This is a genomic window from Pseudopedobacter saltans DSM 12145, assembly GCF_000190735.1.
In the GTDB taxonomy this organism is placed as follows: domain Bacteria; phylum Bacteroidota; class Bacteroidia; order Sphingobacteriales; family Sphingobacteriaceae; genus Pseudopedobacter; species Pseudopedobacter saltans.
The window spans coordinates 3,825,887-3,850,948 of record NC_015177.1; the positions used below are offsets into that span (position 1 = coordinate 3,825,887).

The following is a 25,062-nucleotide window of genomic DNA, read 5'->3' on the forward strand; positions in this document are numbered from 1 at the left end:
GTGAATTCCTTTAAGGAATTTTCACATAGCCAAGTAAGAAAGAATGGCTAAGAAAGAATTAGATGTTTTAGTGATATCAGATGTACATTTAGGAACGTACGGCTGTCACGCGAAAGAACTGCTTAATTATTTAAGTAGCGTTGCTCCAAAGCAGATTGTCTTAAATGGGGATATTATAGACATGTGGCAATTTAGCAAGTCTTATTTCCCCGATACCCATGTCAAAATTTTAAGAAAAATCTTGAAGTTCGTCTCAGAAGGCATTCCAGTTCATTACCTGACAGGAAACCATGACGAGGTTTTGCGAAAATTTGCAGATTCGAGTATGGGAAATCTGCATTTGGCTAATAAACTTTTGCTGGAATTGGAAGGGAAAAAAGCATGGTTTTTTCATGGAGATGTATTTGATGTTACCATGCAGCACTCAAAATGGCTGGCAAAATTAGGTGCAATTGGTTACGATTCATTGATCCTTTTAAATAGTTTGGTGAACTGGTTTTTAGTAAAAATGGGGAAACGGAAATATAGTTTCTCCCGAAAAATAAAAGCCAGCGTAAAAGAGGCCGTAAAATTTATCAATAAATTTGAGCAAACGGCAGCAGATATAGCTATTGAAAAAGGCTATGATTATGTTATTTGCGGACATATTCATCATGCGGAAAAAAGAGAAGTTCAAACTGCGTTAGGAATCGTAACTTATCTGAATTCCGGTGATTGGGTTGAAAGCCTTACCGCTTTAGAATATCAAAATGGCAATTGGAGTGTTTATAATTACAATTCGAAGGATTTTCAAGATCAACCTGAAGAAGAACAAGAAAATTTAAAAGACAAAATGGACGTAGTGAGCCTATTGCACAAACTCGTTCATGCAGTATAATTAAATTTTCTTAGCAAACTTTGATTGGCTAAAAATGATTTTATAAAATTGTAAAGCTTAAGGAAACAAAGAATGAAAATACTTTATGCCATACAGGGAACCGGAAACGGACATGTAAGCAGAGCAAAAGAAATTATCCCCATTTTACAGCAGCATGGAGAATTGGATATTCTGGTTAGCGGAACGCAAGCCGATATTGAATTGCCACAAAAACTTGCCTATAAATTTCATGGATTCAGTTATATATTCGGTAAAAACGGTGGTATAAACTATTGGAAGACCTTTAAACAGATGGACCTGATTCGGTTTTGGAAAGATATGAGATCAATTCCATTGGAAAAATATGATTTAATAATTAATGATTTTGAACCGCTGACAGCATGGGCATGTAAAATGCGAAAAAAGGAAAGTGTGGCCCTAAGTCATCAGGCCTCCTTTGTTTCCACAAAAACTCCCAGACCTAGAAAGAAGCGTTTTTTAGCTGAGCAAATTTTAAAGTACTATGCTCCTGCAACTCATCATATAGGATTTCATTTTAAGAGTTATGATGAATTTATACATACGCCGGTAATCAGGAATGAAATTAGAGAACTTAATCCTACAAACAAAGGGCATTACACTGTTTATCTGCCTGCGGTTGACGATAAATTTTTATTAAAATATTTTCACCAAATAAAGGATGTTCAATGGGAAGTTTTTAGTAAACACCAAAGAACACCATATAAATATGGTAACGTTTGGGTTCGTCCGATTGAAAATGAAACCTATAATAAAAGTTTGGAAGGCTGTGCTGGCTTATTAACCGGAGGCGGATTTGAGGGGCCGGCAGAAGCGTTGTATTTAGGCAAAAAGGTTCTTTTAGTTCCGATGTGGGATCAGTTTGAGCAGATTTGTAATGCCGAGGCTGCCAACAGACTTGGAGTAACTGTTGTGGAAGATTTGAAAAAGGATTTTTTTGAAAAATTGAAAAACTGGGTATATCATGGTGAGGCCATACAGCTAAACTTTCCTGACGAAACAAGTACCATAGTTTCTGACATCGTTTCGAAGTTTAAGAAATAGACATCGCGAAATTCTTTTAAAAGGACAGTAATATGCTTATTATTGTCCCTTTAAGTTATCAAGTCTACAACATGATTCAACAGTTTAGAAGTCTAAACTTTTTAAATGTAATTGTCCTTTTTCTTATAGTTTATTTGCTAAGGATAGGATTGATTCTTGACTTTCCCGAGGGAATCAATACCGGGTTTTCAGAAACAGGTAATAGGCTTTTGCTAAGCTATACCGACCAATCTCTTTTATCTCCACTTGCAAATATCTTTTTAGCCGGAATAATTCTGTTTTTACAGGCATTAATTTTCAACCGTATTCTAAATGAATATAATATTCTAGGGAAACCTACATTTATACCTGCATTGATTTACGTTGTGGTTTCATCGGTATTTACCCCGTTTCTTTTTCTTTCACCACCTTTAATCTGCAATTTCCTACTATTATTTCTGTTATTTCGAATTTTGTCATCGTCTAAAGATGGAAGTCAAATTTCAACGATGTTTGATCTGGGGATGGTCATCGCCATTGCAACCATTGTTTATTTTCCCTCGGTACTTTTTCTTTTATCACTTTGGGTTGCCTTAATTATCTTCAGACCATTCAATTGGAGAGAATGGGTTGCTGTTTTGATAGGTTATTTGGTGATAACCTTCTTTTTAGCAGTTTATTACTTTTGGAACGATCAGTTATTACACTTTATAGCAATTTGGAAACCATTAACTGAAGTTCTTCCGGTTTTTGTAAAAGTTCAGCCGCTGGATTATATTGTCCTCTTTCCGATCGCTATTGCTGTGATACTTGGAACTGTTCAGTTGCGTGAAAACTTTTTCAAAAGCTATATCCATGTTCGTAAGACATTTATATTCCTTTTTAATTTTTTTGTTATCGGGGTATTGGCATTTTATTTAAAGTCTGATCTCAGATTAAATCATTTCCTGATTTGTGTGATCCCTATGGCAACTATTCTCTCGTATTACTTTGTGGTGGCCAGCAAAAGGTGGTTTTACGAATCGCTGTTCTTTTTAATCATTGTTTTCGTTATCTATTTTCAGTTTGTGTAGATTTTTCTTTAACTTTTTTTAACGCTTACAATATTAAAAAGCATTTAAAAGTTTAATAGTTTTGTTTGATAGGCATAGTCCTAAAACTTATTAATGGCAAATCTGATAGTAGATATAGGAAATACATTCACAAAAATTTTGGTTTTTTCAGGAAATCAAATCGTTTTTAGTGATAGAAAGGAAACCTTTTCTATTTCAGAGCTGGAAAGCACAGTTGAAAAATTCAGGATAAATCAAGTTATTATATCGTCTGTAAGGAGCGATGCCGATTTTGGTGGACTCCGGCATATTTCTAATGCGGTCGTAATACAATTCAACAACAATACGCCCGTACCCATTTCGAATCTGTACGAAACCCCCGAGACATTGGGAGTTGACCGATTGGCAGGGGTAATCGGTGCAAAAGAGATTTTTCCTGATAAAGCAGTTTTAGCGATAGATTTTGGAAGTTGTATTACTTTTGATTTTATTGATGAAAAAGGAGTGTATTATGGCGGTTCGATTTCTCCAGGTTTAAAAATGCGTTTCAAGGCAATGCATCATTTTACTGGAAAGCTTCCCGAAGTTGATGATGCAAAGTCTACGAAAGACTTCAGTGCTACATTCGGTAAAAACACAAAAGAGTCTTTACAAGCCGGAGTGGTGAATGGCATTTTATTTGAAATAGAGGGCTATATTAAAAAATATAACGAAATAAGTGGCGATTTAAAGGTGATTCTTTGCGGAGGAGACTCATCATTTTTTGATAGTAGATTGAAAAATAGCATCTTTGCGCACCAAATCCTTGTAGAACCCAATTTGGTTCCAATAGGACTAAATACAGTTGTAAAATATCAGTATGATCAAACAAACTAAGAAATACATTTTGTCTGCGGCCTTGCTTGCGGTATCTGTGATAAGTGTTAGCGCTCAGGGGACAATAAATTCTCCATATTCTAAATACGGGATCGGGAATTTACAGGGAACATATTTGCCGCAGAATACATCAATGGGTAATTTGGCATATGGCATAAGTACAACTGGAGTTTACAATAATATCAATATCGCCAACCCTGCTTCATACTCTCAACTTAGGTTAACGGCGTTTGATATCGGTTTTGGAGCTAATATAGAAAACCTAAAAAGAGATAACCTAGACCAAAATAGCTTTAACGCAAATCTTGCTCACATTGCTATAGCCGTTCCTGTTTCCAAGAAATCTGCTTTAAGCTTTGGATTATTACCATACAGTATTCTTGGATATTCTTATAGACAAGAAGTTAAGATGGATACATTAACAGCGGATCATGTTTATAAAGGCGAAGGCGGTTTGTCCAGAGCTTTTATAGGTTATGGATTTGGTATAGGTAAAAACTTCAATTTCGGATTTAATGCATCATACCTTTTTGGTAATCTGAAAGAAACCAATGCAGTTGAGTTTCACAACAGATATGTCGGGTTTTACAATTCGAAGAAAGATATCAACAACAGTATTGGTGGTTTAGTGTTCGATTTAGGCTTTCAGTATGTTGCTAATATTGGAGAAAAATCCAGGTTAACTGTAGGGTATACAACAGGATTAAAATCAAAATTAACCAACGATTATAATACCCTAACCAGCGAATACGTGGTAACCAGTTCATCAGATTACAGGACGGATACCGTACGATATGTAGAAGATAATGCGCATAAAGCAAATCTTCCGATGAATCATAATTTCGGGATAAGTTTCGGTAAAATAAACAAATGGTTAATTGGAGCCGACTTTAGGATGGCAGACTGGTCTGGTTTTAGTATTACCCATTCACCAGAAAATTTAGGAAAAACTACAGGGTTTTCTTTTGGAGGACAGATAGTTCCGAATATTAATGCAGTAACAAACTATTTCGCATTGATAGATTACAGACTAGGTGTCAATTACGACAAAACCTATGTAAAAGTTAATGGAACGGATATCGATAAAAAAAGTATAAACTTTGGATTAGGATTCCCGTTAATAGCGTCCACCAACAGATCTGCTTTTTATAAGATCAATTTTGCTGCAGAGATAGGAAACAGAGGGGTTTTGAAACCAGGATTAGTTAAGGAAAACTTTTATAATTTTAGTCTGGGATTCACCATTAACGACAGGTGGTTTCAAAAATATAAATATGATTAATTATGTTTAGGCTCCTAAAGCTCTCAGTGTTGGGCGTATCTTTTTACGCTATGTTTGCGTGTGGAAGCGGAGATTTAAAAAAAGTCGAACAGATTAATTTGCAGGATACGATACAGGTTGACACTACAAAGGGAGCGGAAATCATTTATAGTGATTCTGCGAAGGTAAAAGCTAAATTGAAAGCTCCTGTTTTATTGTATTTTAAAACTAAAAATCCTTATTACGAAATGCCTAAGGGAATAGATGTCGTCTTTTATGATGAAAATCTAAAACCCACAAGTACAGTCGTTTCAGACTATGCGATAAGGAGGGAGAATGAAAAGACAGTTGAGTTAAGAAAGAACGTCGTAGCAAAAAACTCTGAAGGTAAGACCTTTAAGTCTGAAGAGTTAATTTGGGACGAGAACACGAAAAAGTTTTACTCAAATACATTAGTGACTATTATAACCGATCAGGCAACAATTTCCGGAACAAGTTTTTGGGCATTGGAAGACTTTAGTTATTATGAAATAAAGCAAGGCGCGGGGCCAATACAGTTTAATACCGATATGGATACCACTGCCTCTAAATAATAAACCAAGTGGGTTTTTAGGTGCTCTATCAGCTTGAAGATGTACATGTTAAATTTATAGTTAAGTTTTAAAATGTACTTTTTACTTTCAACTTTGATTTTGTATCTTGCGCCCTCTAAAAAAATAAAATAATAGAAGAATCATATGGGAATTATGAGTTTTTTGCGTAACCGAGCTGGAGCTATCATTATTATAGCTATCGGTTTAGCAATTGTAGCGTTTCTTTTAAGTGATGCTATCAGAAGCGGAAGCGGTTTTATAGCTGATGCGAATAGCAAGATCGGTGAAGTTGATGGTGAGAAAATTTCTTATCAGGATTTTAACACCAGGGTAGATCAAAATTCTCAACAATTTAGAGCGCAAATGGGCAATTTAAATGCACAAATGCAGTCATATATTGTGGAAAATACCTGGAATCAAATGACTTCTAGTATTATTTTAGAAAAACAAACCGAGAAATTAGGACTTACTGTTGGTACAGCAGAACTGTTTGATTTGATGTTCGATAATCCATCTCCACAGATGCAGCAAATTTTTGCGGATCCTAATACCGGAGCTTTCAACAGAGCGAACGCTATTTCTTCCAGAAAAAGTGCCGATACCGAACCTTCAGGTCAATTAAAGGCACAGTGGGTTTCTCTGGAAGATAACATCCTACACGAGCGTAGTAACCAAAAATATCTTGCATTGGTTAGAAACGGTGTTTATGCAAATTCTTTAGATGCCAAAGATGATTATACCAATAAAAACAAATTGGTGAATTTCGATTATTTGGTCTTGGATTTGGCTAGTATCAAAGATGCTGATGTTAAATTAACAGATGCTGACTATAAAGAGTATTACGAAAAAAATAAATACAGATTCAAAAACCAAACTGAGACCAGAACATTTGAATATGTGGTTTTCGATGCATCTCCATCTAAACAAGATACTTTAGAAGCAAAAGCTAAAATAGATAAGATTGCTGAAGGTTTTAGAACAACAGATAACGATTCTTTATATGTGGCAATTAATGCAGATACAAAAGAGCCTATTGCTTATCAGAAAAAAGGGACTTTAGAACCAGCTTTGGATTCCGTGATGTTTAATGCATCAAAAGGATATGTGTATGGACCCTACATTGCTGATGGCGCTTATAAAGTTGCAAAATTAGTGGATTCCAGAATTAGTCCTGATTCTGTTAAAGCGCGTCATATTTTGTTAAATCCAGCTACAGAAGGTGGAATGGATAAAGCGAAGTCTAAAGCAGATTCTATTAAAAATTTAATACAGAAAGGGGCTAGCTTTGCGGAATTAGCGAAAGAGTTTGGGACTGACGGATCTAAAGATTCCGGGGGCGACTTAGGAACTTTTGCTCGTGGATCTATGGTGCCTAAATTCGAAGATGCAGTTTTTAATGGTCCTGTAGGACAAGTATTTACTTTGGAGACGCAATTTGGAGTACATGTTATAGAAATTCAAAAACAAATTGGCTCTTCGAAAGTGGTAAAAGTGGCTGTAGTGGATAAGCAAATTGCTCCAAGTTCTCAAACAGAACAGGCTGCTTATCAAAAAGCACAGGCATTTATTGCTGCGGTAAAAGATCAAAAGCAGTTTGAAGAAAATGCACAAAAACAAGGTATAGTAAAACTAGTTGCCGATGATGTGACTCCATTGCAAGGAGGTTTGCCAGGTTTGGATGATGCAAGAAGCATCGTTCGTTGGGCTTATCAGGCTGATAAAGGAGATATTTCAAATGAGATCTTCACCGTGGGAAGCAAATATGTAGTTGCGGTTTTAACGAATGTTAAACCAGAAGGAACTTTACCTTTAGAGCAGGTTAAGAAACAAATAGAGCCTTCTGTAATGCATTTGGTGAAAGGAAGAATGCTAAAAGAAAAAGCAGATAAAGCTTTATCTGGAGCGTCAAACTTAGCGCAGGTTGCTCAAAAACTAGGTGTAACAACTTCCAGTGTTGAAAATATCGTATTCGCGAATCCGATTATTCCGGGATATTCTCAGGAAAATATAGTTGTAGGGTCTATATTTGGCTCTCAGCCAAATAAACTGTCTAAAGCTATCGTTGGAGACAGAGGAGTTTATGTGTATACAGTTAAATCTTTCATAGAGCCTGCGGCATTTACAAATGCAGCGAAGTCTAAAGAATCTTTAGTACAAACTATGTCTTCGCAAGCAGATGGCGCAGTTTTCCAAGTATTAAAGGAAAATGCTAAAATCAAGGATTTAAGAGCTAAATTCTACTAAACAGAAAAAATATAAAATATGACCGGAGTCTGGTGAAAACCAACTCCGGTTTTTTTATTTTAGTGTATTATGGATATTCAAGAAAATATTGTCAATAAGGTAGCTCTCAGCGGACTTGTGTCTTATGATCTGGCATCTATCAGGCCGGAAGGAGATCGTGTGTTATACGATATTAAAGACAATCTTTTTCATGGTCTGATGCTCAGGGAAAAAGATTTCAGAGCTTTCATAAAAGAACATAACTGGGAGCAATATAAGGGAAAACATATAGCAATTATATGTTCTACAGATGCTATTGTTCCAACCTGGGCCTACATGCTATTGGCTACTAAATTTTCAGAGTTTGCAGAAACAGTACATTTTGGGAACCTGGAAGAATTAGAGAGTTTTTTATTTAATCAGGCGATAAATAAGTTGGATGTCGAGCAATTCAAAGATCAGAAAATCGTTATAAAAGGGTGCGGTGATGTTTTTGTTCCAACTTCGGCGTTTGTTTCGCTGACATCTAAAATAAAGCCGGTAGCGAAAAGTATCATGTATGGCGAGCCATGTTCAACAGTTCCTTTATATAAGCGAAAAGATTGATTTTGGTTTGTTTTTTGTATAAGTTTGATTTATGAAGAAATCGTTTGTTTTTACTCTAATAGCGTTTTTGGCCTGTTTTAATGCTTTCTCGCAGTCATTACCTTATATAAAAAGTTCATCCTTTGAAACCGGAGAAACCTTGGTTTATAAATTAAAGTATGGCTTTATTACTGCTGCTGAAGCGACGTTGCAGGTTCTGGATTCTGATATAAAGTATAATGGAAAGCCTACTTATCATCTGTTAGCTCAGGGAAAGACAAATGGTACTTTCGACATATTTTTTAAGGTCAGAAATAAATACGAATCCTTTATAGATAAAACAACTTATACCCCTTACTTCTACGCAGAGGACATAAAGGAAGATAATTACACGAGGACAGATAAAGTACGCTTTTATCAAAGCGAGAAAAAGATTGTAGGGAGCAAAGGAACTTACACTTCTCCAGTAGCCCAAACATTTGATTTAGTGTCCGCTTATTATTTCGCCAGAAATCTTGATCTTTCGAGTGTCAGAATAGGCGATAAGCTAACCCTGCGCTATTTTCTAAAAGATGAGGTAACACCTTTAACAATAGAATATATGGGTAAAGAAGTTGTGAAAACAAGTCAGGGGAGAGTCAACTGCTTGAAGTTTAGCCCCTCTATTTCTCCAGGTCGTATTTTTAAGAAAAATAGCCGTTTGTATCTTTGGATAACAGATGACGAAAATAGAATTCCGGTAAAAGCACAAGGCGATGTAATTGTTGGAAGTATTACAATGGAATTGGCTAGTGTTAGCGGGCTAAAGGAACCGTTGAAAATAATTAAATAAACACTGCTTTTTACTATAATCTAAACCCTATAAACCTCATTGATTCAGGAAATCAAAAAGATTGAAATGATTGACTTGCCTTTGGAATACGAAGCGCAAAAGTCTGAAATTGATACAGCCATACATCAGGTATTAGCCAAAGGTGATTTTATAAAAGGGCAGGCAGTAATAGAATTCGAGAAATCATTCGGAGAATATCTGAACGTATCGTCTGTTGTTTCCTGTGCCAACGGAACAGATGCTTTACAAATAGCATTAATGTCTTTGGGCATTGGCAGAGAAGACGAAGTTATCCTGCCTGCGTTCAGTTATGCAGCAGCAATAGAAATGGTTTTATTGCTTGGAGCTAAGCCTGTTTTGGTGGATGTAGATCCTATCTATTTTCAGATACAAACAGAAGAACTATCAAAATTAATAAACTCAAAAACAAAAGCCATTATTGCAGTCCATCTTTATGGACAGTCAGCAGATATTGCTGTTATTGCTGAAATTGCAGAAAAAAACAACCTGTTTCTTATTGAGGATTGTGCGCAGTCAATAGGTGCTACTTTTACAGGAAAACATCTGGGTACATTTGGAGATATTGCCTGTACTTCCTTTTTCCCAACAAAAAATCTCGGATGCTATGGCGATGGAGGAGCATTATTTACTAACAACATCGAATTAGCCAGTCGAGCCAGAATGGTTGCTTCTCATGGTCAGCAAAAAAAGTACGACCATCAGATATTGGGAATTAATTCCAGATTGGATACTTTACAGGCGGCTATATTAAACGTTAAACTGACTTATTTACAGGCCACAATCGATAAAAAGATATCAATTGCCGGAATTTATCACAGCCTTTTGCAAAATCTTGAAGATATTATAATACCAGAAGAATTTTCCGGTATAAAGCATTCATGGCACCAATACACCATAAAAATAAAAAATGGTAGAAGGGATGAGCTTAAAGCATATTTACTGGCTAAGGGCGTAACTTCTATGATTCATTATCCCAAAGTATTAAATGAACATCCGGCATTCAAGTATATAGAGGGGGAATTTCCTGTGTCGCGAGCGCTCACACAAGAGATTTTATGTTTACCAATACATCCTGGTTTGACAAACGAGGATATAGTGTATATTTGTGACGCTATAAAAAGTTTTTATGTCGCTTGATAATCAATGCTATATTCATGAAACAGCCGTTGTAGACAAAGGAGCCAGTATTGGTAAAGGGACTAAAATATGGCATTTTGTACATGTATGTTCAACCGCAGTTATCGGAAGAAACTGTACCATTGGTCAAAATGTGTTTATTGGCGAAAATGTTGTTATTGGAGATGGCGTTAAGATTCAGAACAATGTTTCTGTGTACGAAGGGGTGATTTTAAAAGATAATGTTTTTATTGGCCCTTCCGTTGTATTTACGAATGTAATTAATCCAAGGGCTTTCATAAACAGAAAGGACGAGTTTAAGAAGACTATAATTTGCGAAGGAGTATCGATCGGTGCGAATTCAACGATAGTTTGTGGTAATTCTATTGGAGAATATGCATTTATTGGAGCGGGTTCAGTATTAACGAAGAATGTTGGACCATATGAATTATGGTACGGCAATCCTGCTGAATACAGGAGGAAAGTAAATAAAGAAGGAGAGCTTTTATAACGCTCCCGGACTGATATAGATTTGGATATGTTAGAGGTGAAAGAGACTTTGGTTCACGAAGATGTGCTGAAGGAAAATTTTGTGTGTCATTTAGAAAAATGTAAGGGTGCTTGTTGTATCGAAGGCGACTCGGGAGCTCCTTTAGAAGAGAGTGAGTTGGAGATACTCAAAGAAATTTATCCGCTGGTAAAGCCGTATATGACAGAAAAAGGAATCCAGGCGATTGAGGCGGATGGTGAGTATGTTATAGATGACGATGGCGATTATACCACCACTTGTGTAGATAAAAATAAGGAATGTGCTTACGTAACCTGGGAGAATGGTATTACGAAATGTGCAATAGAAAAAGCTTATGAAGATGGTATTATCGATTGGAAAAAACCGATATCATGTCATCTTTACCCTATAAGAATAACTGCATATCCTGAATTTGACGTATTGCACTATGACAGATGGGGAATTTGTTCATCAGCTTGTAGCTTTGGCAATCAATTAAACGTAAAAGTATATGAGTTCTTAAAACAGCCCTTAATCCGAAAATATGGAGCCGAGTGGTACGCTGAATTAATAGAAAAAATAAATAAAACTGAATTGTAACTGGAAGTTTATAAATTTGCAAGCTTAAAATAAATTCTGCCAATTTGAAAGGAATAATACTAGCCGGAGGATCAGGAACCAGGTTGCATCCTCTTACTTTAGCCGTTAGCAAACAAATGATGCCGGTTTACGATAAACCGATGATCTATTACCCCTTATCAACACTGATGCTGGCTGGTATAAGGGAAATACTTATTATTTCTACACCACATGATTTACCAGGTTTTCAAAAATTATTAGGAGAGGGTGAACACTTAGGATGTAAATTCACCTACGCTGTACAACCTTCGCCAGATGGTTTGGCTCAGGCGTTTATTATAGGCGAAGAATTTATTGGGAAAGATAAAGTTGCGCTTATCCTTGGAGATAATATTTTCTACGGTGACGGTATGGCAAAATTACTGCAATCCAATACTGATATTGAAGGTGGTGTGGTATATGCCTATCCTGTACATGATCCTGAAAGATACGGCGTAGTGGAGTTTGATGAAGATAAGAATGTTGTTTCAATAGAGGAAAAGCCTCAAAATCCAAAGTCGAATTATGCAGTTCCTGGATTGTATTTTTATGATAATGATGTTGTTGAGATAGCGAAAAATATTAAGCCTTCTCCGCGTGGTGAACTGGAAATCACAGATGTGAATAAAGTATATTTGGAGAAAGGAAGATTAAAAGTCGGTGTATTAAGCAGGGGGACAGCCTGGCTAGATACCGGAACTTTTGATTCCCTAATGCAGGCCGGACAATTCGTTCAGGTTATAGAAGAAAGACAATCTTTAAAAATTGGATGTATAGAAGAGATTGCTTTCCGGATGAAATATATTGATGTGCAGCAGTTAAGAAAAATTGCCGAGCCACTGGTAAAAAGTGGTTATGGTAAGTACTTACTGGATATCGCAGATAAGAGGATATTGTAGAAGTTGGAATAATGGAATGATGGGGTGTTGGAATAGTTTTAAAAAATGGAAAGGAAGAACATTAATAGGGGGTACAAACAACTACGTGTCTGGAATGATGCGGTTGATTTATATGTCCTTTCCTGCAAATTGTTTCTCAACTTTCCTTTTGAATCAATTAGACTCACTTCATTATAAAACAGAAAATGTGTTGATTCAACTGATAAAATCGTTACAACAAAAAATGAAAGAAGGCAGTTGGAATGATAACTTTATAAAAGAAAGATAAATAAAATGCAAAAGAAAAAGGTGATGTGAAAATATTTGTTGGGACGGCAATAAAAGCCCAAATTATCCAACATTCCATACTCCATCAACACCTAAAGCGACATAAAGAAATGAAAGTAGCGTTAATAACAGGTATTACAGGACAAGACGGAGCATATCTTGCCGAATTTTTGTTAAAAAAAGGATACGAAGTTCACGGTCTGAAAAGAAGATCTTCGCTGTTCAATACAGATAGGATAGATCATCTTTACCAGGATCCGCATGAAGAAGGTGTGAAATTGAAATTGCATTTCGGAGATTTAACAGATTCAACCAATCTTATCCGTTTAATTCAGGAAATCCAACCGGATGAAATCTATAATCTGGCAGCGATGAGCCATGTGAAGGTGAGTTTTGATACTCCTGAATATACCGCCAACGCTGACGGAATAGGGACTTTGAGAATCCTGGAAGCAGTGAGACTTTTAGGCCTGACAAAGAAAACCAGAGTTTATCAGGCTTCTACCTCTGAATTATATGGTTTAGTTCAGGCTGTACCGCAATCTGAGACAACTCCTTTTTACCCGCGTTCTCCATACGCAGTAGCGAAAATGTATGCCTACTGGATTACTGTAAATTACCGCGAAGCTTATGACATGTATGCTTGTAACGGTATTTTATTTAATCATGAAAGCCCAATCAGAGGGGAAACTTTTGTGACCAGAAAAATTACCAGAGCTGCGGCTAAAATAGCTTTAGGGCTTCAAAATTGTTTATATCTGGGAAATCTGTCTGCTCAGCGCGACTGGGGACATGCCAAAGATTATGTAGAAGCCATGTGGTTAATTCTTCAACAAGAAAAACCGGAAGATTTCGTAATTGCTACCGGCATCACAACAACGGTGAGAGATTTCGTAAGAATGACCTTTGCAGAATTGGGTATTGAAGTGGAATTTAGCGGAAAAGATGAACACGAAAAAGGTGTTATTATCGATATTGATACTGAAAAAGTAGCGGAATTAGGCCTTGATCTGGATTCACTAAAAATAGGTCAGACCATTGTGAAAGTCGATCCTAAATATTTCAGACCAACGGAAGTGGAATTGTTATTGGGAGATCCTACAAAAGCAAAAACGAAGTTGGGATGGGAATTAAAATACGATTTACCTGCTTTGGTTAAAGATATGGTTCATTCTGACTTACATTTGATGAAAAAGGACCAGTATTTGAAAAAAGGTGGTTATCAGACCATGAATTATTTTGAGTAGGAGTGGTGAACTATACTCTGGGTGGAGTTGAAAAATGTCTGTGTTGGAAAGAGAGCGGAGGCGAGCTGTTTTTATATTGTAAATAAACAAATATAGGTGGTGTTAAGAGATTGCCACGTCGTACCTCCTCGCCAAGACAAAAATGGGGTGTCATTACGAGGAATCGAAGCAATCTCATTATCAGAAAACTGTACAGTACGAAGATTGTCAAAAGATAATATAATAGATTAATGAATATTCAAAAAGTTGTTTTATTACTAAATGTGTTTATAGCGTTGCAGATTGTAGTTCCGGCAAAAGCACAGAATATCAACCAACAAAATTTCAGTAATATTCGTGTAGACGAATTAAGTGACGATCAGATTCGCCAGTTTGTAAAGCAAGTTGAATCTTCTGGAATGTCAGAAGCACAGCTCGAACAGGTTGCTACGGCAAGAGGGATGTCTTCTTCTGAAATACAAAAGCTGAGACAGCGCGTAGAGAAGATTAAGACACAGGGAGGTGGAGCAGCATCTGGCACAGCTGGAAAAAAAGAGGCTACCCTAAAAAGTAAAGACGGTAGCAGAAGCCGTTCTTTCGAAGGTGAGGTAGATTCATTAAGTAAATCCGATAGTAAAAAATCGGAATCCGAAGCGGAAATTGCTTTGGCTTCTTTAAGATCTAAAATCTTTGGCAAAGACCTTTTTGCCAATTCATCTACCACATTTGAACCAAATTTAAGATTAGCAACTCCCCTGAATTACGTTATTGGTACCGGAGACCAGATCCTGATTGATATATATGGCTATTCGGAAGTCAGCTATCAGCTGGAGGTCAGTCCCGAAGGTAATATCAATATCCCTTATGCTGGGATTGTTCCAGTTTCCGGCTTAACTGTAGAGGCAGCAACATCAAGAATTAAAGCGAAGCTATCACCTATTTATACCGGCTTGAAATCCGGAAATACGAAATTAAGCGTGGCCATAGGCGATATCCGCAGTATCAAAGTTATTTTAACAGGAGAAGTAACAAAACCAGGAACCTATACACTTCCTTCTTTGGCGACGGTATTCAATGCCTTGTATTCTTCTGGCGGGCCCACAGAAAATGGTTCATTCAGGGCTATCGAAATTATCAGAAATGGCAAGAAAATAGCTACACTGGATGTTTATGACTTCCTGTTGAAAGGAGATTTAAAAAATAATATCCGGCTTCAAGATCAGGATATTGTCAGAATACCTACCTATATTAACCGGGTAGAAATAGTTGGTGAAGTTAAACGACCAGCTATTTTCGAAATGAAATCAGGTGAAAATTTGCAGGATCTGTTAAATTTTGCAGGAGGGTTTACAGAAAGAGCTTATCAGGCCAGGATAAAAGTCTTGAAAAACACATCAACTGAAAGAAAAATTTCTGATGTTGTTGCTGATGCTTTTTCTACTTATAAACCGCAATCCGGGGATAAATTTTTTGTAACGGAAATTTTGGACAGATTTGAAAATCGGGTTTCTGTAGAGGGAGCCGTTTTTAGGCCAGGCCAGTATGAATTAACTCCCGGACTAACGGTTAAGCAGCTATTGCAAAATGCGGAGGGACTGAAGGAAGACGCCTTTAAAACAAGAGCGTATATTACCAGACTGACTCCTAAAAATGATACAGAGATCTTGTCGGTGAATCTGGATAGAATATTAAACGGAGCTGATCCCGATGTGACTTTAAAAAGAGAGGATGTTCTTTATGTATCTTCAATATTTGATTTAAGAGAACAATATAACCTGACTATCGAAGGAGAAGTGCGGAATCCGGGTACCTTTGATTATGCAAAAAATACCAGTCTGGAGGATTTAATCATCCAGGCGGGAGGTTTTAAGGAATCGGCTACACCGAAAAGAATTGAGATATCACGGAGAGTGATTAATCAGGACAGTGTTGCTGCTTCAGCGACTGCGAAAACAGCTGATGTATTTCAGATCGATGTAAACAGAGATTTAAGTAGTGTAGCTTCTAAATTTATATTAAAACCATATGATATTGTTGTGGTAAGAAGTGCTCCCGGTTACGAAGTTCAAAAAATGGTTAGGGTGGAAGGCGAAGTGCTCTATCCGGGTACTTACAGTATCACAAGAAAGGATGAGCGTATTTCTGATCTGATAAGAAGAGCAGGTGGCCTGACTCAGTTGGCTTATCCTAAAGGGGCATCATTGAAAAGAGAGGGTATTATTCAAAATCAACTGGATAAAGAAAAGGAAGAAATTAAGGTTGAGCAATTTAAAAAGTCACAGAAAGATGCTAAGGATACCCTGAACATGGAGCTGAATAATAAGGTTCTTAGAAATAGTTTTGTGGGAATAGATTTAGAGTCTATATTGGATAAACCAGGAAAACGTACCGATTTATTTTTGGAAGAAGGGGATATCATCTCGATACCAAAAGAACTCCAGACCGTTAAGGTGAGCGGCGAAGTGCTTTCTCCAAATACCGTATTATATAAGAAATCAAAAAACTTTAAACAATATATCAATCAGGCGGGAGGATTCTCTCAGAAGGCTTTACGTTCCAGGTCTTATATTATGTATGCGAATGGATCAGTAAGGAGTACCAAGAAATTTTTATTTTTTAACAATTATCCGGTAGTAACTACAGGTTCGGAGATTTTTGTGCCTAAAGAAGAAGAGAAGAGAAAAATGACTGCAGGGGAAACTGCAGCTTTAATTTCAGGAATGGCCTCTGTTGGAGCAATTCTTCTGGGGGTTATGAATCTGATAAAGTAGGTTTTTTTGAGATTGCTTCGTTCCTCGCAATGACAAAAATCGGGGGGTATTGCGATGAGCGAAGGGATAGTTTGTGTGTAAGAGCGAAGTGGCAATCTCCATTGTCAATTATCAATTGTTTGTAGTCTTTCGTTCGCCGAGTAACGAATAACAAGAAGGGACCAACGACTAAGGGGATCGCGTCAGGCTGGTTAGGATAATAGGATTTTTGGACTAGTGGTCACATTGAGGTTCTCGAAATGTAGTGCGTTAGAGAATAGGGGCTATTTAAAGATTTTATTAGTAACCTGAGTCCGATTATAAAAAGGCTATGAGAGTTTGTCAAAAGAGATTGCTTCGTTCCTCGCAATGACAAAAATCGGAGGTCATTGCGATGAGCGAAGTGATAGTTGGTGTGTAAGAGCGAAGTGGCAATCTCCACTGTCAATTATCAATTGTTTGTAGTCTTTCGTTCGCCGAGTAACGAATAACAAGAAACGCCAACGACTAACAGGATTCTGTCAGGCTGGTTAGGATAATAGGATTTTCGAAACAGCTTTAAAATTTAATCATATAAAGATGTTAGACCATCAAACAGATAAAAGAATAGCAGTACTGGGTTTAGGTTATGTTGGCTTACCTTTGGCTTGCCTTTTTGCTACTAAATATCCTGTAGTGGGGTTTGATATTGATGAAGAGCGTATCGCTGCACTCCGAGGAGGGTATGACCGAACGGGAGAAGTTGAGAAAAAGCGTTTACTGGACCTTACCTTAAGTGAAACACCGTTCTTTTCTGAACATGAAGGTATCTATTTCTCTGCAGATATAGAGTCTATCAGGAGTGCGAATGTTTATATCATAACTGTACCAACCCCTGTTGATAAAAATAATCATCCGGATATGAGACTACTTTTCAAAGCCTCTGAAATAGTAGGAAAGGTGATCTCGAATGGGGATGTTGTAATTTATGAGTCGACAGTTTATCCTGGAGCCACAGAAGAAGATTGTGTCCCTATTATAGAGTCTGTTTCCGGTTTAAATTATAATAAAGATTTTTTTGTCGGTTATTCACCAGAGCGTATTAATCCGGGCGATAGGGAACGAACTGTTGAAAAAATCCGAAAAATTACATCCGGGTCTAATCCCCAAACTGCTTTAACAGTAGACGAATTGTACAAATCCGTTATCGTTGCCGGAACTTATTTAGCACCAACTATCAAAGTTGCGGAAGCAGCAAAAGTTATCGAAAATTCACAAAGAGATATTAACATAGCTTTTGTTAACGAACTGGCAATTATGTTCAACCTAATGGGGATAGATACGCAGGAAGTACTGGCTGCTGCCGGTACAAAATGGAATTTTTTACCTTTTAAACCGGGTCTGGTTGGGGGGCATTGTATAGGTGTTGACCCTTATTACCTTGCACAAAAGGCCCAACAATATGGCTATCATCCTGAAATATTGTTAGCCGGACGGAGACTAAATGATGCCATGGGAGAGTATGTTGCTTCTCAGATTGTAAAATGCATGGTTAAGAAAGATATTAATATCAAGGGTGCCGAAGTGTTGATGCTGGGCTTTACTTTTAAAGAGAATTGCTCTGATGTGAGAAATACCAAGGTTATTGATATTGTCGAAAATCTGATGGACTATGGCCTTGATGTAGTTGTTTATGACCCCTATGCAGATCACGCTGAAGTGGAAAAACAGTATGGGGTGAAGTGTCAAAGTAGTTTAGATACGAAGAAATACGATGCTTTGGTTTTAGCAGTAGCCCATCAGGAGTTTGAGACTATCAGATTTGGTGATCTTAAAAAAGACAAATCAATTATTTATGATGTAAAAGGACTTCTTCCCTACGCTGATGGCAGATTGTAATTCCTATCGTTCATAGTTGTTCGTCTTTCGTCTTTCGTTTGTCGTTCCTCTCTTTCGAGTAGCACACAACCTTTCGCGTCATTGGGATGAGCGAAGCGTTAGCTTGTGTACAGGAGCGAAGTGGCAATCTTCATTGTCAATTGTCCACTGACCATCGTCAATTGTTTGCCGTCTGAATCACGGATTATGTTGATTAAAAGATTTCACGGAAACTGTTGTTTGTCGTCTTTTGGGTAGCGCACAACCTTTCGCGTCATTGGGATGAGCGAAGCATTAGCTTGTGCATCGGAGCGAAGTGGCAATCTTCATTGTCAATTGTCCACTGACCATCGTCAATTGTTTGCCGTCTGAATCACGGATTATGTTGATTAAAAGATTTCACGGAAACTGTTGTTTGTCGTCTTTCGGGTAGCACACAACCTTTCCCGTCATTGCGATGAGCGAAGCGTTAGCTTGTGCACAGGAGCGAAGAGGCAATCTCTTTCGTTCATCGTTTACCGTCTTTCGTCCATCGACCAACGAAAAACGAATATCGAAAGACGATCCCGGTCCCCGGACATTAAAACAAACTATTTCAATCCCCATAAAAATTATGTAGTTTTGCCAGCGATTAATTTCGTCGTATGTCGTTCATCGTTTGCCGTCTTTCGTTTATCGACCGACGAATATCGGATATCGAAAAACGACCGACGAATATCGATCCGCTAACAACGAAAAACAAACACGATCAACGAAGAACCAAAAAGATTGGAGACATGAAAATAAACGAGTGTAACGATCAACGAATATCGATAAGCCAAGCCCTCTTTTCTTGTCATTGCGATGAGCGAAGCGTTGGTTTTTGTAGAGGAGCGAAGTGGCAGTCTCTTATAATAGAAATTGAGAGATAGGACGTGAAACGAGAGGATAAGTAAGTGATGACCAACGATCAACGATAATTAAATAACGAGCATCGATCAATGAGCAATAGTCAATCGAATAACGAACAACGAATAACGAACAACGAAGACGAAATCTCTTTAAAGGAACTCATCCTTAAAATTAAAGAATGGATTTCCTATTTATGGTCTAAGAAATGGACTATCATCATTGCAGGTATTATAGGCGGTGCTTTGGGACTGGCTTATTCCTTTATTAAAAAGCCAATATATACAGCAACTACAACATTTGTTTTAGAATCGGGCGAAAAAGGCGGAGGCCTGGGAGCTTATGCAGGTCTGGCTGCAATGGCAGGTATAGACCTGGGCGGCGGCGGAGGCGGTATCTTTCAGGGCGACAATATTCTGGAATTATACAAATCCCGCTCTATGGTGGAGAAAGCTCTTCTGGATACAGTAGATATTGGCGGTAAAAAAACATCACTTATAGACCATTATGTTGAGGTTAACAAGCTAAGGGAGAAATGGAATCAAAAGCCGGAAACTAAAGATGTGGTGTTTAACGCAGAGCCTAATCGCATTAAAGATTCCCTGATGACGGATATTATTTATGTGATTAATAAAAATATTTTATCGGTAGCAAAACCGGATAAAAAGCTGTCCATTATTAAAGTAGATGTAAAATCAGAAAATGAACAATTTTCAAAACTTTTTAACGAAAAGATTGTTCAAACCGTGAATGATTTCTACGTGGAAACAAAAACCAAAAAGTCTTTGGATAATATAGCCATATTACAGCATCAAACTGACTCTGTAAAAGCGGTTATGTATGGGGCTATATACCAATCTGCTGCGGTAGCAGATGCTACACCCAATTTAAATCCTACAAGACAGGTGTTGCGTACACCGGCTGTTCGCTCCCAGGCAAATGCGGAGGCGAATAAAGCAATTTACTCTGAACTGGTAAAGAATTTGGAGATGGCTAAGATTACAGCTAGAAAGGAAGCTCCCTTGATACAGGTGATTGATGAGCCAGTGTATCCTTTGGAAAAGGATAGATTAGGCAAGATTAAAACATTTCTCTTGGGGGGGATTATATTCGTTTTTTTATCTGTTTTAATCTTGTTAAGTAAAAAAGTTTATAAAGGCATATTAAACTAGAAATAATGAGTTTAGCTGATGTTCGAATAATTGATCTTCCAAAAATTCTAGATGAGCGAGGTAATCTTTCTTTTTTAGAAGAAAATAGACATATACCATTTGAAATTAAAAGATCATATTGGATATATGATGTTCCTGGAGGAGAAATTAGAGGAGGGCACAGTTATAGAATAAATCAAGAGGTAATCATAGCGTTAAGTGGCAGTTTTGATGTTGTTTTAAATGATGGAAAAGAGGAAAAAACTTATTCATTAAACAGGTCTTATAATGCACTTTATGTTCCTAATAGAATATGGAGACATATGGAAAATTTTTCAACTAATTCTTTGGCATTTGTCGTAGCCTCTACCATTTATAATGAAAGAGACTATGAGAGAGATTTTAATAACTTTAAGATATTAAATGGTGGCTTCAATATATAACTGTAACGTCATTGAATTGACAAAAATCCATAATAGGGCTGGGAATATAACTCCCGTCCATGGTGAATTTGATATCCCTTTTAGTATCAGAAGAGTTTACTACTTATACGACGTTCCGGGTGGCGAAACTAGAGGAGGACATGCGCACAAAGAGCTACACCAATTGATAATAGCAGCTAGCGGAAGTTTTGACGTGATTTTGGACGATGGAAAAAACAAAAGAACATTTACTTTGAACAGACCGAATTATGGTCTATATGTATGTCCTAAAATCTGGAGAGATTTGAGTAATTTTTCTTCTGGAGCGGTATTGTTAGTGCTTGCTTCTGAAAGATATAGTGAGGCGGATTATATAAGAGAATACAGCGAATTTTTAGAATTTTCAAATGGCTAAAATACACCCTTTATCAGAAGTTCAAACATCAGTTATTGGTGAACATACTTCAGTTTGGCAATTTGTTGTAATCCTTGCTAATGCTCAGATTGGTAAAGATTGTAACATCAATGCCCATGTTTTTATAGAAAACGATGTGAAGATAGGAAACGGTGTAACTATAAAGTCTGGTGTTCAGGTTTGGGATGGAGTAACTATTGAAGACAACGTATTTATAGGACCAAATGTCACATTTACAAATGATTTAGTACCACGTTCAAGGCAATATCCTGCAAAATTTGAAAGAACCCTTATAAAGAGAGGTGCCTCTATTGGCGCAAATGCTACTATTATAGCTGGTAATACCATTGGTGAATATGCTGTCATCGGTGCTGGTAGTGTAATTACAAAAAATATCGGTCCTTATGAATTGCATTACGGTAATCCAGCTATACACAAAGGATATGTTACAAAAGAAGGCAAAGTTCTAGATCTTGAGAGAAAAGATAAAGAAGGGAATTACTATACTTTAGAATAAATGATCAAATTTTTAGACTTACAAAAAATAAATCTCCAATATAAAGAGGAGCTAACAGAAGCATATCATAGAGTTTTAAACTCTGGATGGTTTCTGTTGGGGCAGGAATTGCAAAGTTTCGAAGAAAATTATTCAAACTATTGTGGAGTAAAATATACCCTTGGAGTTGCAAATGGTTTAGATGCCCTCACATTAATTATCAGGGGATATAAAGAATTGGGCATATTTAAAGAGGGAGATGAAATTATTGTCCCATCAAATACCTATATAGCCAGTATTTTAGCTATTTCCCAAAATAATCTGAAACCTGTTCTGGTTGAGCCAGATTTGTTTACATATAATATTGATCCGACACTTGTAGAAAATCATATCACAGAGAGAACTAAAGCGATTATGGTAGTCCACTTATATGGTCAGCTTTGTGATATGCCTGAAATTAATAGGATTGCAGAGAAGTATAATCTAAAAGTGATAGAGGATTGTGCCCAAGCTCATGGCGCTAGCCTAAATGGTAAGAAAGCAGGTGCATGGGGCGATGCAGCAGGACATAGCTTTTATCCTGGAAAAAACTTAGGTGCATTGGCTGATGGAGGGGCAATTACTGCTCATGATGATGCGCTAGCTGAAGTATTGAAAGCTTTAAGAAATTATGGTTCGCATAAAAAGTACGAAAACATTTATCAGGGTGTTAATAGTAGGCTAGATGAATTAAATGCAGCTTTCTTAAACGTTAAGTTGAAGTATTTAGATGATGTCATTAAGAAACGAAGAGAAGTAGCTAATAGATATTTAAATGAAATACAAAGCCCAGAAGTAACACTGCCTTTAATTCTAAAACAAGAAAGTCATGTTTGGCATTTATTTATTGTTAGAGCTAAAAAAAGAGAAAAACTGCAAAAATATTTATCAGGTTCTGAAGTACAAACCTTAATACACTATCCTATACCGCCTCATAAACAAGCCGCGTATAAAGAATTAAACCATTTTAATTATCCCATTTCTGAAACTATTCATAGAGAAGTTTTGAGCTTACCGATGAGTGAAGTAATGAGTAATAATGAAGTTTCGAAAATAATAGATGTGATTAATAGATATGATAGATAAATTAATTGTTTGGATTAAGAAAAGAACTAACCTGAAGTTTTTTTTAAAGTCGCCTATTAACTTTATTTATTCAGTTATTTTAACTCTTCTTTATGTAGATAAGTGGACATACTTTCCAGCAATTTTAATACATGGAAAGATAAAATTGAAATTTATAAAGAAAAGGAAATCATATTTTGAAATTAATGGAAGATTAATTTTAGAACAATGGATGAATGGGAATGAGAGTGTTTCAATTTATTTAGATAAAGGCTCTGAAACTGTAATATGTAATGATTTTTCAATAGGAAACGGAGTTAGAATATTTGTAGATAAAGATGCAAGGTTGAAAATAGGAGGGAAGAAGAAGGAGCTTGGTTCCGGAATCACGGCGAAATCTATCATAATGGTAAAAAAGTATTTAGAAATAGGTAGTGATTGCATAATAGCTTGGGATACTTTTTTGACAGATTGTGATTGGCATGGCATAGAAGGTAAATACTTTCAAAAGCAGACAATATTAGGTGACCATGTTTGGATAGGTGTGGGAGTAAAAGTTTTAAAAGGATCAATAATAGGTAAAGAAAGTATAGTCACCACAAATTCTGTAGTGCATAATAGGTTGTTTGATGAAAGAACATTAATTTCAGGAAATCCGGCAATAGTAATAAAGACTGATGTTTCAAATTGGTCAAGAGAAATGGTGTCCTAAGTATCAATTATGAAATTAATAAAAACGTCTATTTTTTCATTTATAATTTCTTTTATAAAAATATCTTCAGGATTTATAGTAAATAAAATAGTCGCGGTGCTAACCGGTCCTTCGGGAATAGCTGTTATTGGTACATTTAACAATTTCGTTACCATAGCATTGTCTATTGCGAATGGGTCCATAAATACAGGGGTTGTAAAATATACTTCGGAATATAATGGGCAGGGGAATAAACTAAAGAAATTATTTAGTACATCACTTGTTATTTCATTTACATGTTCAATAGTAACATCTTTGGTCTTACTTTTATTTTCAGATTTTTTTTCTATATTTTTATTAAAAGACATTCGATATAAAAGTATTTTCAAAGTATTCGGGTTAACTATTGTATTTTATTCCATTAACTCTTTATTAATATCCATTTTAAATGGTAAGGGTGATATAAAAAAATATACGATAATCAATACTACGACAAGTATTATCTCATTAGTGTTATCAATAGTACTAATTTACTTTTTTGAAATAGATGGTGCATTATATTCTCTAGTATTATCACAGACACTGGTTTTTTTTGTTACAGTATTGCTTCTGAAAAAATGTGAATGGTTTGTTTTTGATTATTTTAATAAAGGTTTGAATAAATTCCATATGGTGAATTTGTTTAAATTTTCTTTAATGACAATAACAACTGCTTTAACAGTCCCTATTTCTCAGATTGTCGTAAGAAACACTTTAATTAGAGATTTAGGTATAAACGATGCAGGCTATTGGCAAGCTATTATGAGGATTTCTGATGGATATCTATTAATAGTTACTACATCTTTAAGTACTTATTTTCTTCCTAAACTAAGTTCACTAAAAACTAACTTTGAAATTAAAAGTGAAATATATAATGGATTGAAGATAATTACTCCATTCGTTTTAGCTAGTTGCTTGATTATTTATCTTTTAAGGTTTGTTATAATAAAGATATTATTTACAGAAGAATTTCTAGAAATAGAGTCTTTATTTATTTGGCAACTACTCGGAGATTTTTTCAAAATAATTTCTTGGATTATTGGATATTTAATGCTTGCGAAAGCAATGACTAAACTTTATATAATAACAGATATCGGTTTTAGCATAATGTACGTGTTGCTGAATCTTTTATTCATAAAGTTTTATGGACTAAAAGGGGCAACTATCGCATTTTCTTTAAATTACTTTATCTATTTAATTATGATTTGTTTTTTGTTTAGAAAAATTATTTTTTCAAAGTTTAAGCTAAGTTAA

Annotated in this window: 23 protein-coding genes; all 23 read left to right on the plus strand. The window is 36.2% G+C overall.

Translation table 11 applies throughout. The features are described from left to right. The first annotated feature begins 43 nt into the window (after positions 1-43). The 23 genes from PEDSA_RS16140 to PEDSA_RS16255 all read left to right on the plus strand — a co-directional run bounded on the left by PEDSA_RS16140 (position 44) and on the right by PEDSA_RS16255 (position 25,062). Entirely contained in the window at positions 44-877 is an 834-nt protein-coding gene (locus PEDSA_RS16140; RefSeq protein ID WP_013634233.1) for a UDP-2,3-diacylglucosamine diphosphatase, read from the plus strand. Between the two features lie 72 nt (positions 878-949). Beyond that, positions 950-1,939 carry a glycosyltransferase family protein gene (locus PEDSA_RS16145; RefSeq protein ID WP_013634234.1) on the plus strand — a complete coding sequence of 330 codons (990 nt, stop codon included), beginning with the start codon at positions 950-952 and terminating at the stop codon, positions 1,937-1,939. A 32-nt stretch (positions 1,940-1,971) separates the two neighbouring features. Continuing rightward, positions 1,972-2,991 (plus strand): DUF6427 family protein, encoded by a 1,020-nt coding sequence (locus tag PEDSA_RS16150; RefSeq protein WP_013634235.1) that lies wholly within the window; start codon positions 1,972-1,974, stop codon positions 2,989-2,991. A 93-nt stretch (positions 2,992-3,084) separates the two neighbouring features. Next, a complete protein-coding gene (locus PEDSA_RS16155; RefSeq protein ID WP_013634236.1) occupies positions 3,085-3,846 on the plus strand; it encodes a type III pantothenate kinase in 762 nt (253 codons plus the stop codon). Further along, on the plus strand, positions 3,830-5,128 hold the full coding sequence (locus PEDSA_RS16160; protein ID WP_013634237.1) for a hypothetical protein: 1,299 nt from the start codon (positions 3,830-3,832) through the stop codon (positions 5,126-5,128). Before PEDSA_RS16155 ends, PEDSA_RS16160 begins: the two co-directional genes overlap by 17 nt. Positions 5,129-5,130: 2 nt before the next feature. Beyond that, positions 5,131-5,700: an LPS export ABC transporter periplasmic protein LptC gene (lptC, locus tag PEDSA_RS16165; protein WP_013634238.1), complete on the plus strand. Its 570-nt coding sequence runs from the start codon at positions 5,131-5,133 to the stop codon at positions 5,698-5,700. A 153-nt stretch (positions 5,701-5,853) separates the two neighbouring features. Beyond that, the gene (locus tag PEDSA_RS16170) at positions 5,854-7,944 is read left to right on the plus strand and encodes a peptidylprolyl isomerase (RefSeq protein WP_245546776.1); all 2,091 of its coding nucleotides are present in this window, start codon (positions 5,854-5,856) and stop codon (positions 7,942-7,944) included. 69 nt (positions 7,945-8,013) lie between these two features. Then, positions 8,014-8,529, plus strand: coding sequence for a DUF2480 family protein (locus tag PEDSA_RS16175; RefSeq protein ID WP_013634240.1), 516 nt, complete (start codon positions 8,014-8,016; stop codon positions 8,527-8,529). A 31-nt stretch (positions 8,530-8,560) separates the two neighbouring features. Continuing rightward, entirely contained in the window at positions 8,561-9,340 is a 780-nt protein-coding gene (locus PEDSA_RS16180; protein ID WP_013634241.1) for a DUF3108 domain-containing protein, read from the plus strand. Between the two features lie 66 nt (positions 9,341-9,406). After that, positions 9,407-10,498, plus strand: a complete 1,092-nt coding sequence (locus PEDSA_RS16185; RefSeq protein ID WP_041537517.1) for a DegT/DnrJ/EryC1/StrS family aminotransferase — start codon at positions 9,407-9,409, stop codon at positions 10,496-10,498. After that, positions 10,488-10,988, plus strand: coding sequence for an acyltransferase (locus tag PEDSA_RS16190; RefSeq protein WP_013634243.1), 501 nt, complete (start codon positions 10,488-10,490; stop codon positions 10,986-10,988). Before PEDSA_RS16185 ends, PEDSA_RS16190 begins: the two co-directional genes overlap by 11 nt. 27 nt (positions 10,989-11,015) lie before the next feature. Beyond that, positions 11,016-11,585, plus strand: a complete 570-nt coding sequence (locus tag PEDSA_RS16195; protein WP_013634244.1) for a DUF3109 family protein — start codon at positions 11,016-11,018, stop codon at positions 11,583-11,585. Positions 11,586-11,629: 44 nt separating this feature from the next. Next, positions 11,630-12,502 (plus strand): glucose-1-phosphate thymidylyltransferase RfbA, encoded by an 873-nt coding sequence (rfbA, locus tag PEDSA_RS16200; protein WP_013634245.1) that lies wholly within the window; start codon positions 11,630-11,632, stop codon positions 12,500-12,502. 377 nt (positions 12,503-12,879) lie between these two features. Further along, a complete protein-coding gene (gene gmd / locus PEDSA_RS16210; protein ID WP_041537124.1) occupies positions 12,880-14,016 on the plus strand; it encodes a GDP-mannose 4,6-dehydratase in 1,137 nt (378 codons plus the stop codon). Between the two features lie 230 nt (positions 14,017-14,246). Further along, positions 14,247-16,766 (plus strand): SLBB domain-containing protein, encoded by a 2,520-nt coding sequence (locus tag PEDSA_RS16215; protein ID WP_013634248.1) that lies wholly within the window; start codon positions 14,247-14,249, stop codon positions 16,764-16,766. Positions 16,767-17,324: 558 nt separating this feature from the next. After that, positions 17,325-18,623 (plus strand): nucleotide sugar dehydrogenase, encoded by a 1,299-nt coding sequence (locus PEDSA_RS16220; protein WP_013634249.1) that lies wholly within the window; start codon positions 17,325-17,327, stop codon positions 18,621-18,623. A 959-nt stretch (positions 18,624-19,582) separates the two neighbouring features. Next, a complete protein-coding gene (locus tag PEDSA_RS16225; RefSeq protein WP_013634250.1) occupies positions 19,583-20,662 on the plus strand; it encodes a Wzz/FepE/Etk N-terminal domain-containing protein in 1,080 nt (359 codons plus the stop codon). A gap of 5 nt (positions 20,663-20,667) precedes the next feature. Then, the gene (locus PEDSA_RS16230; protein ID WP_013634251.1) at positions 20,668-21,084 is read left to right on the plus strand and encodes a sugar 3,4-ketoisomerase; all 417 of its coding nucleotides are present in this window, start codon (positions 20,668-20,670) and stop codon (positions 21,082-21,084) included. Next, positions 21,065-21,478: a sugar 3,4-ketoisomerase gene (locus tag PEDSA_RS16235; RefSeq protein ID WP_013634252.1), complete on the plus strand. Its 414-nt coding sequence runs from the start codon at positions 21,065-21,067 to the stop codon at positions 21,476-21,478. Before PEDSA_RS16230 ends, PEDSA_RS16235 begins: the two co-directional genes overlap by 20 nt. Next, positions 21,471-21,995: an acyltransferase gene (locus PEDSA_RS16240; RefSeq protein ID WP_013634253.1), complete on the plus strand. Its 525-nt coding sequence runs from the start codon at positions 21,471-21,473 to the stop codon at positions 21,993-21,995. Before PEDSA_RS16235 ends, PEDSA_RS16240 begins: the two co-directional genes overlap by 8 nt. Then, the gene (locus PEDSA_RS16245) at positions 21,996-23,099 is read left to right on the plus strand and encodes a DegT/DnrJ/EryC1/StrS family aminotransferase (protein WP_013634254.1); all 1,104 of its coding nucleotides are present in this window, start codon (positions 21,996-21,998) and stop codon (positions 23,097-23,099) included. Further along, positions 23,089-23,790 (plus strand): acyltransferase, encoded by a 702-nt coding sequence (locus PEDSA_RS16250; RefSeq protein WP_013634255.1) that lies wholly within the window; start codon positions 23,089-23,091, stop codon positions 23,788-23,790. Before PEDSA_RS16245 ends, PEDSA_RS16250 begins: the two co-directional genes overlap by 11 nt. Positions 23,791-23,799: 9 nt before the next feature. Beyond that, entirely contained in the window at positions 23,800-25,062 is a 1,263-nt protein-coding gene (locus PEDSA_RS16255) for an O-antigen translocase (protein WP_013634256.1), read from the plus strand.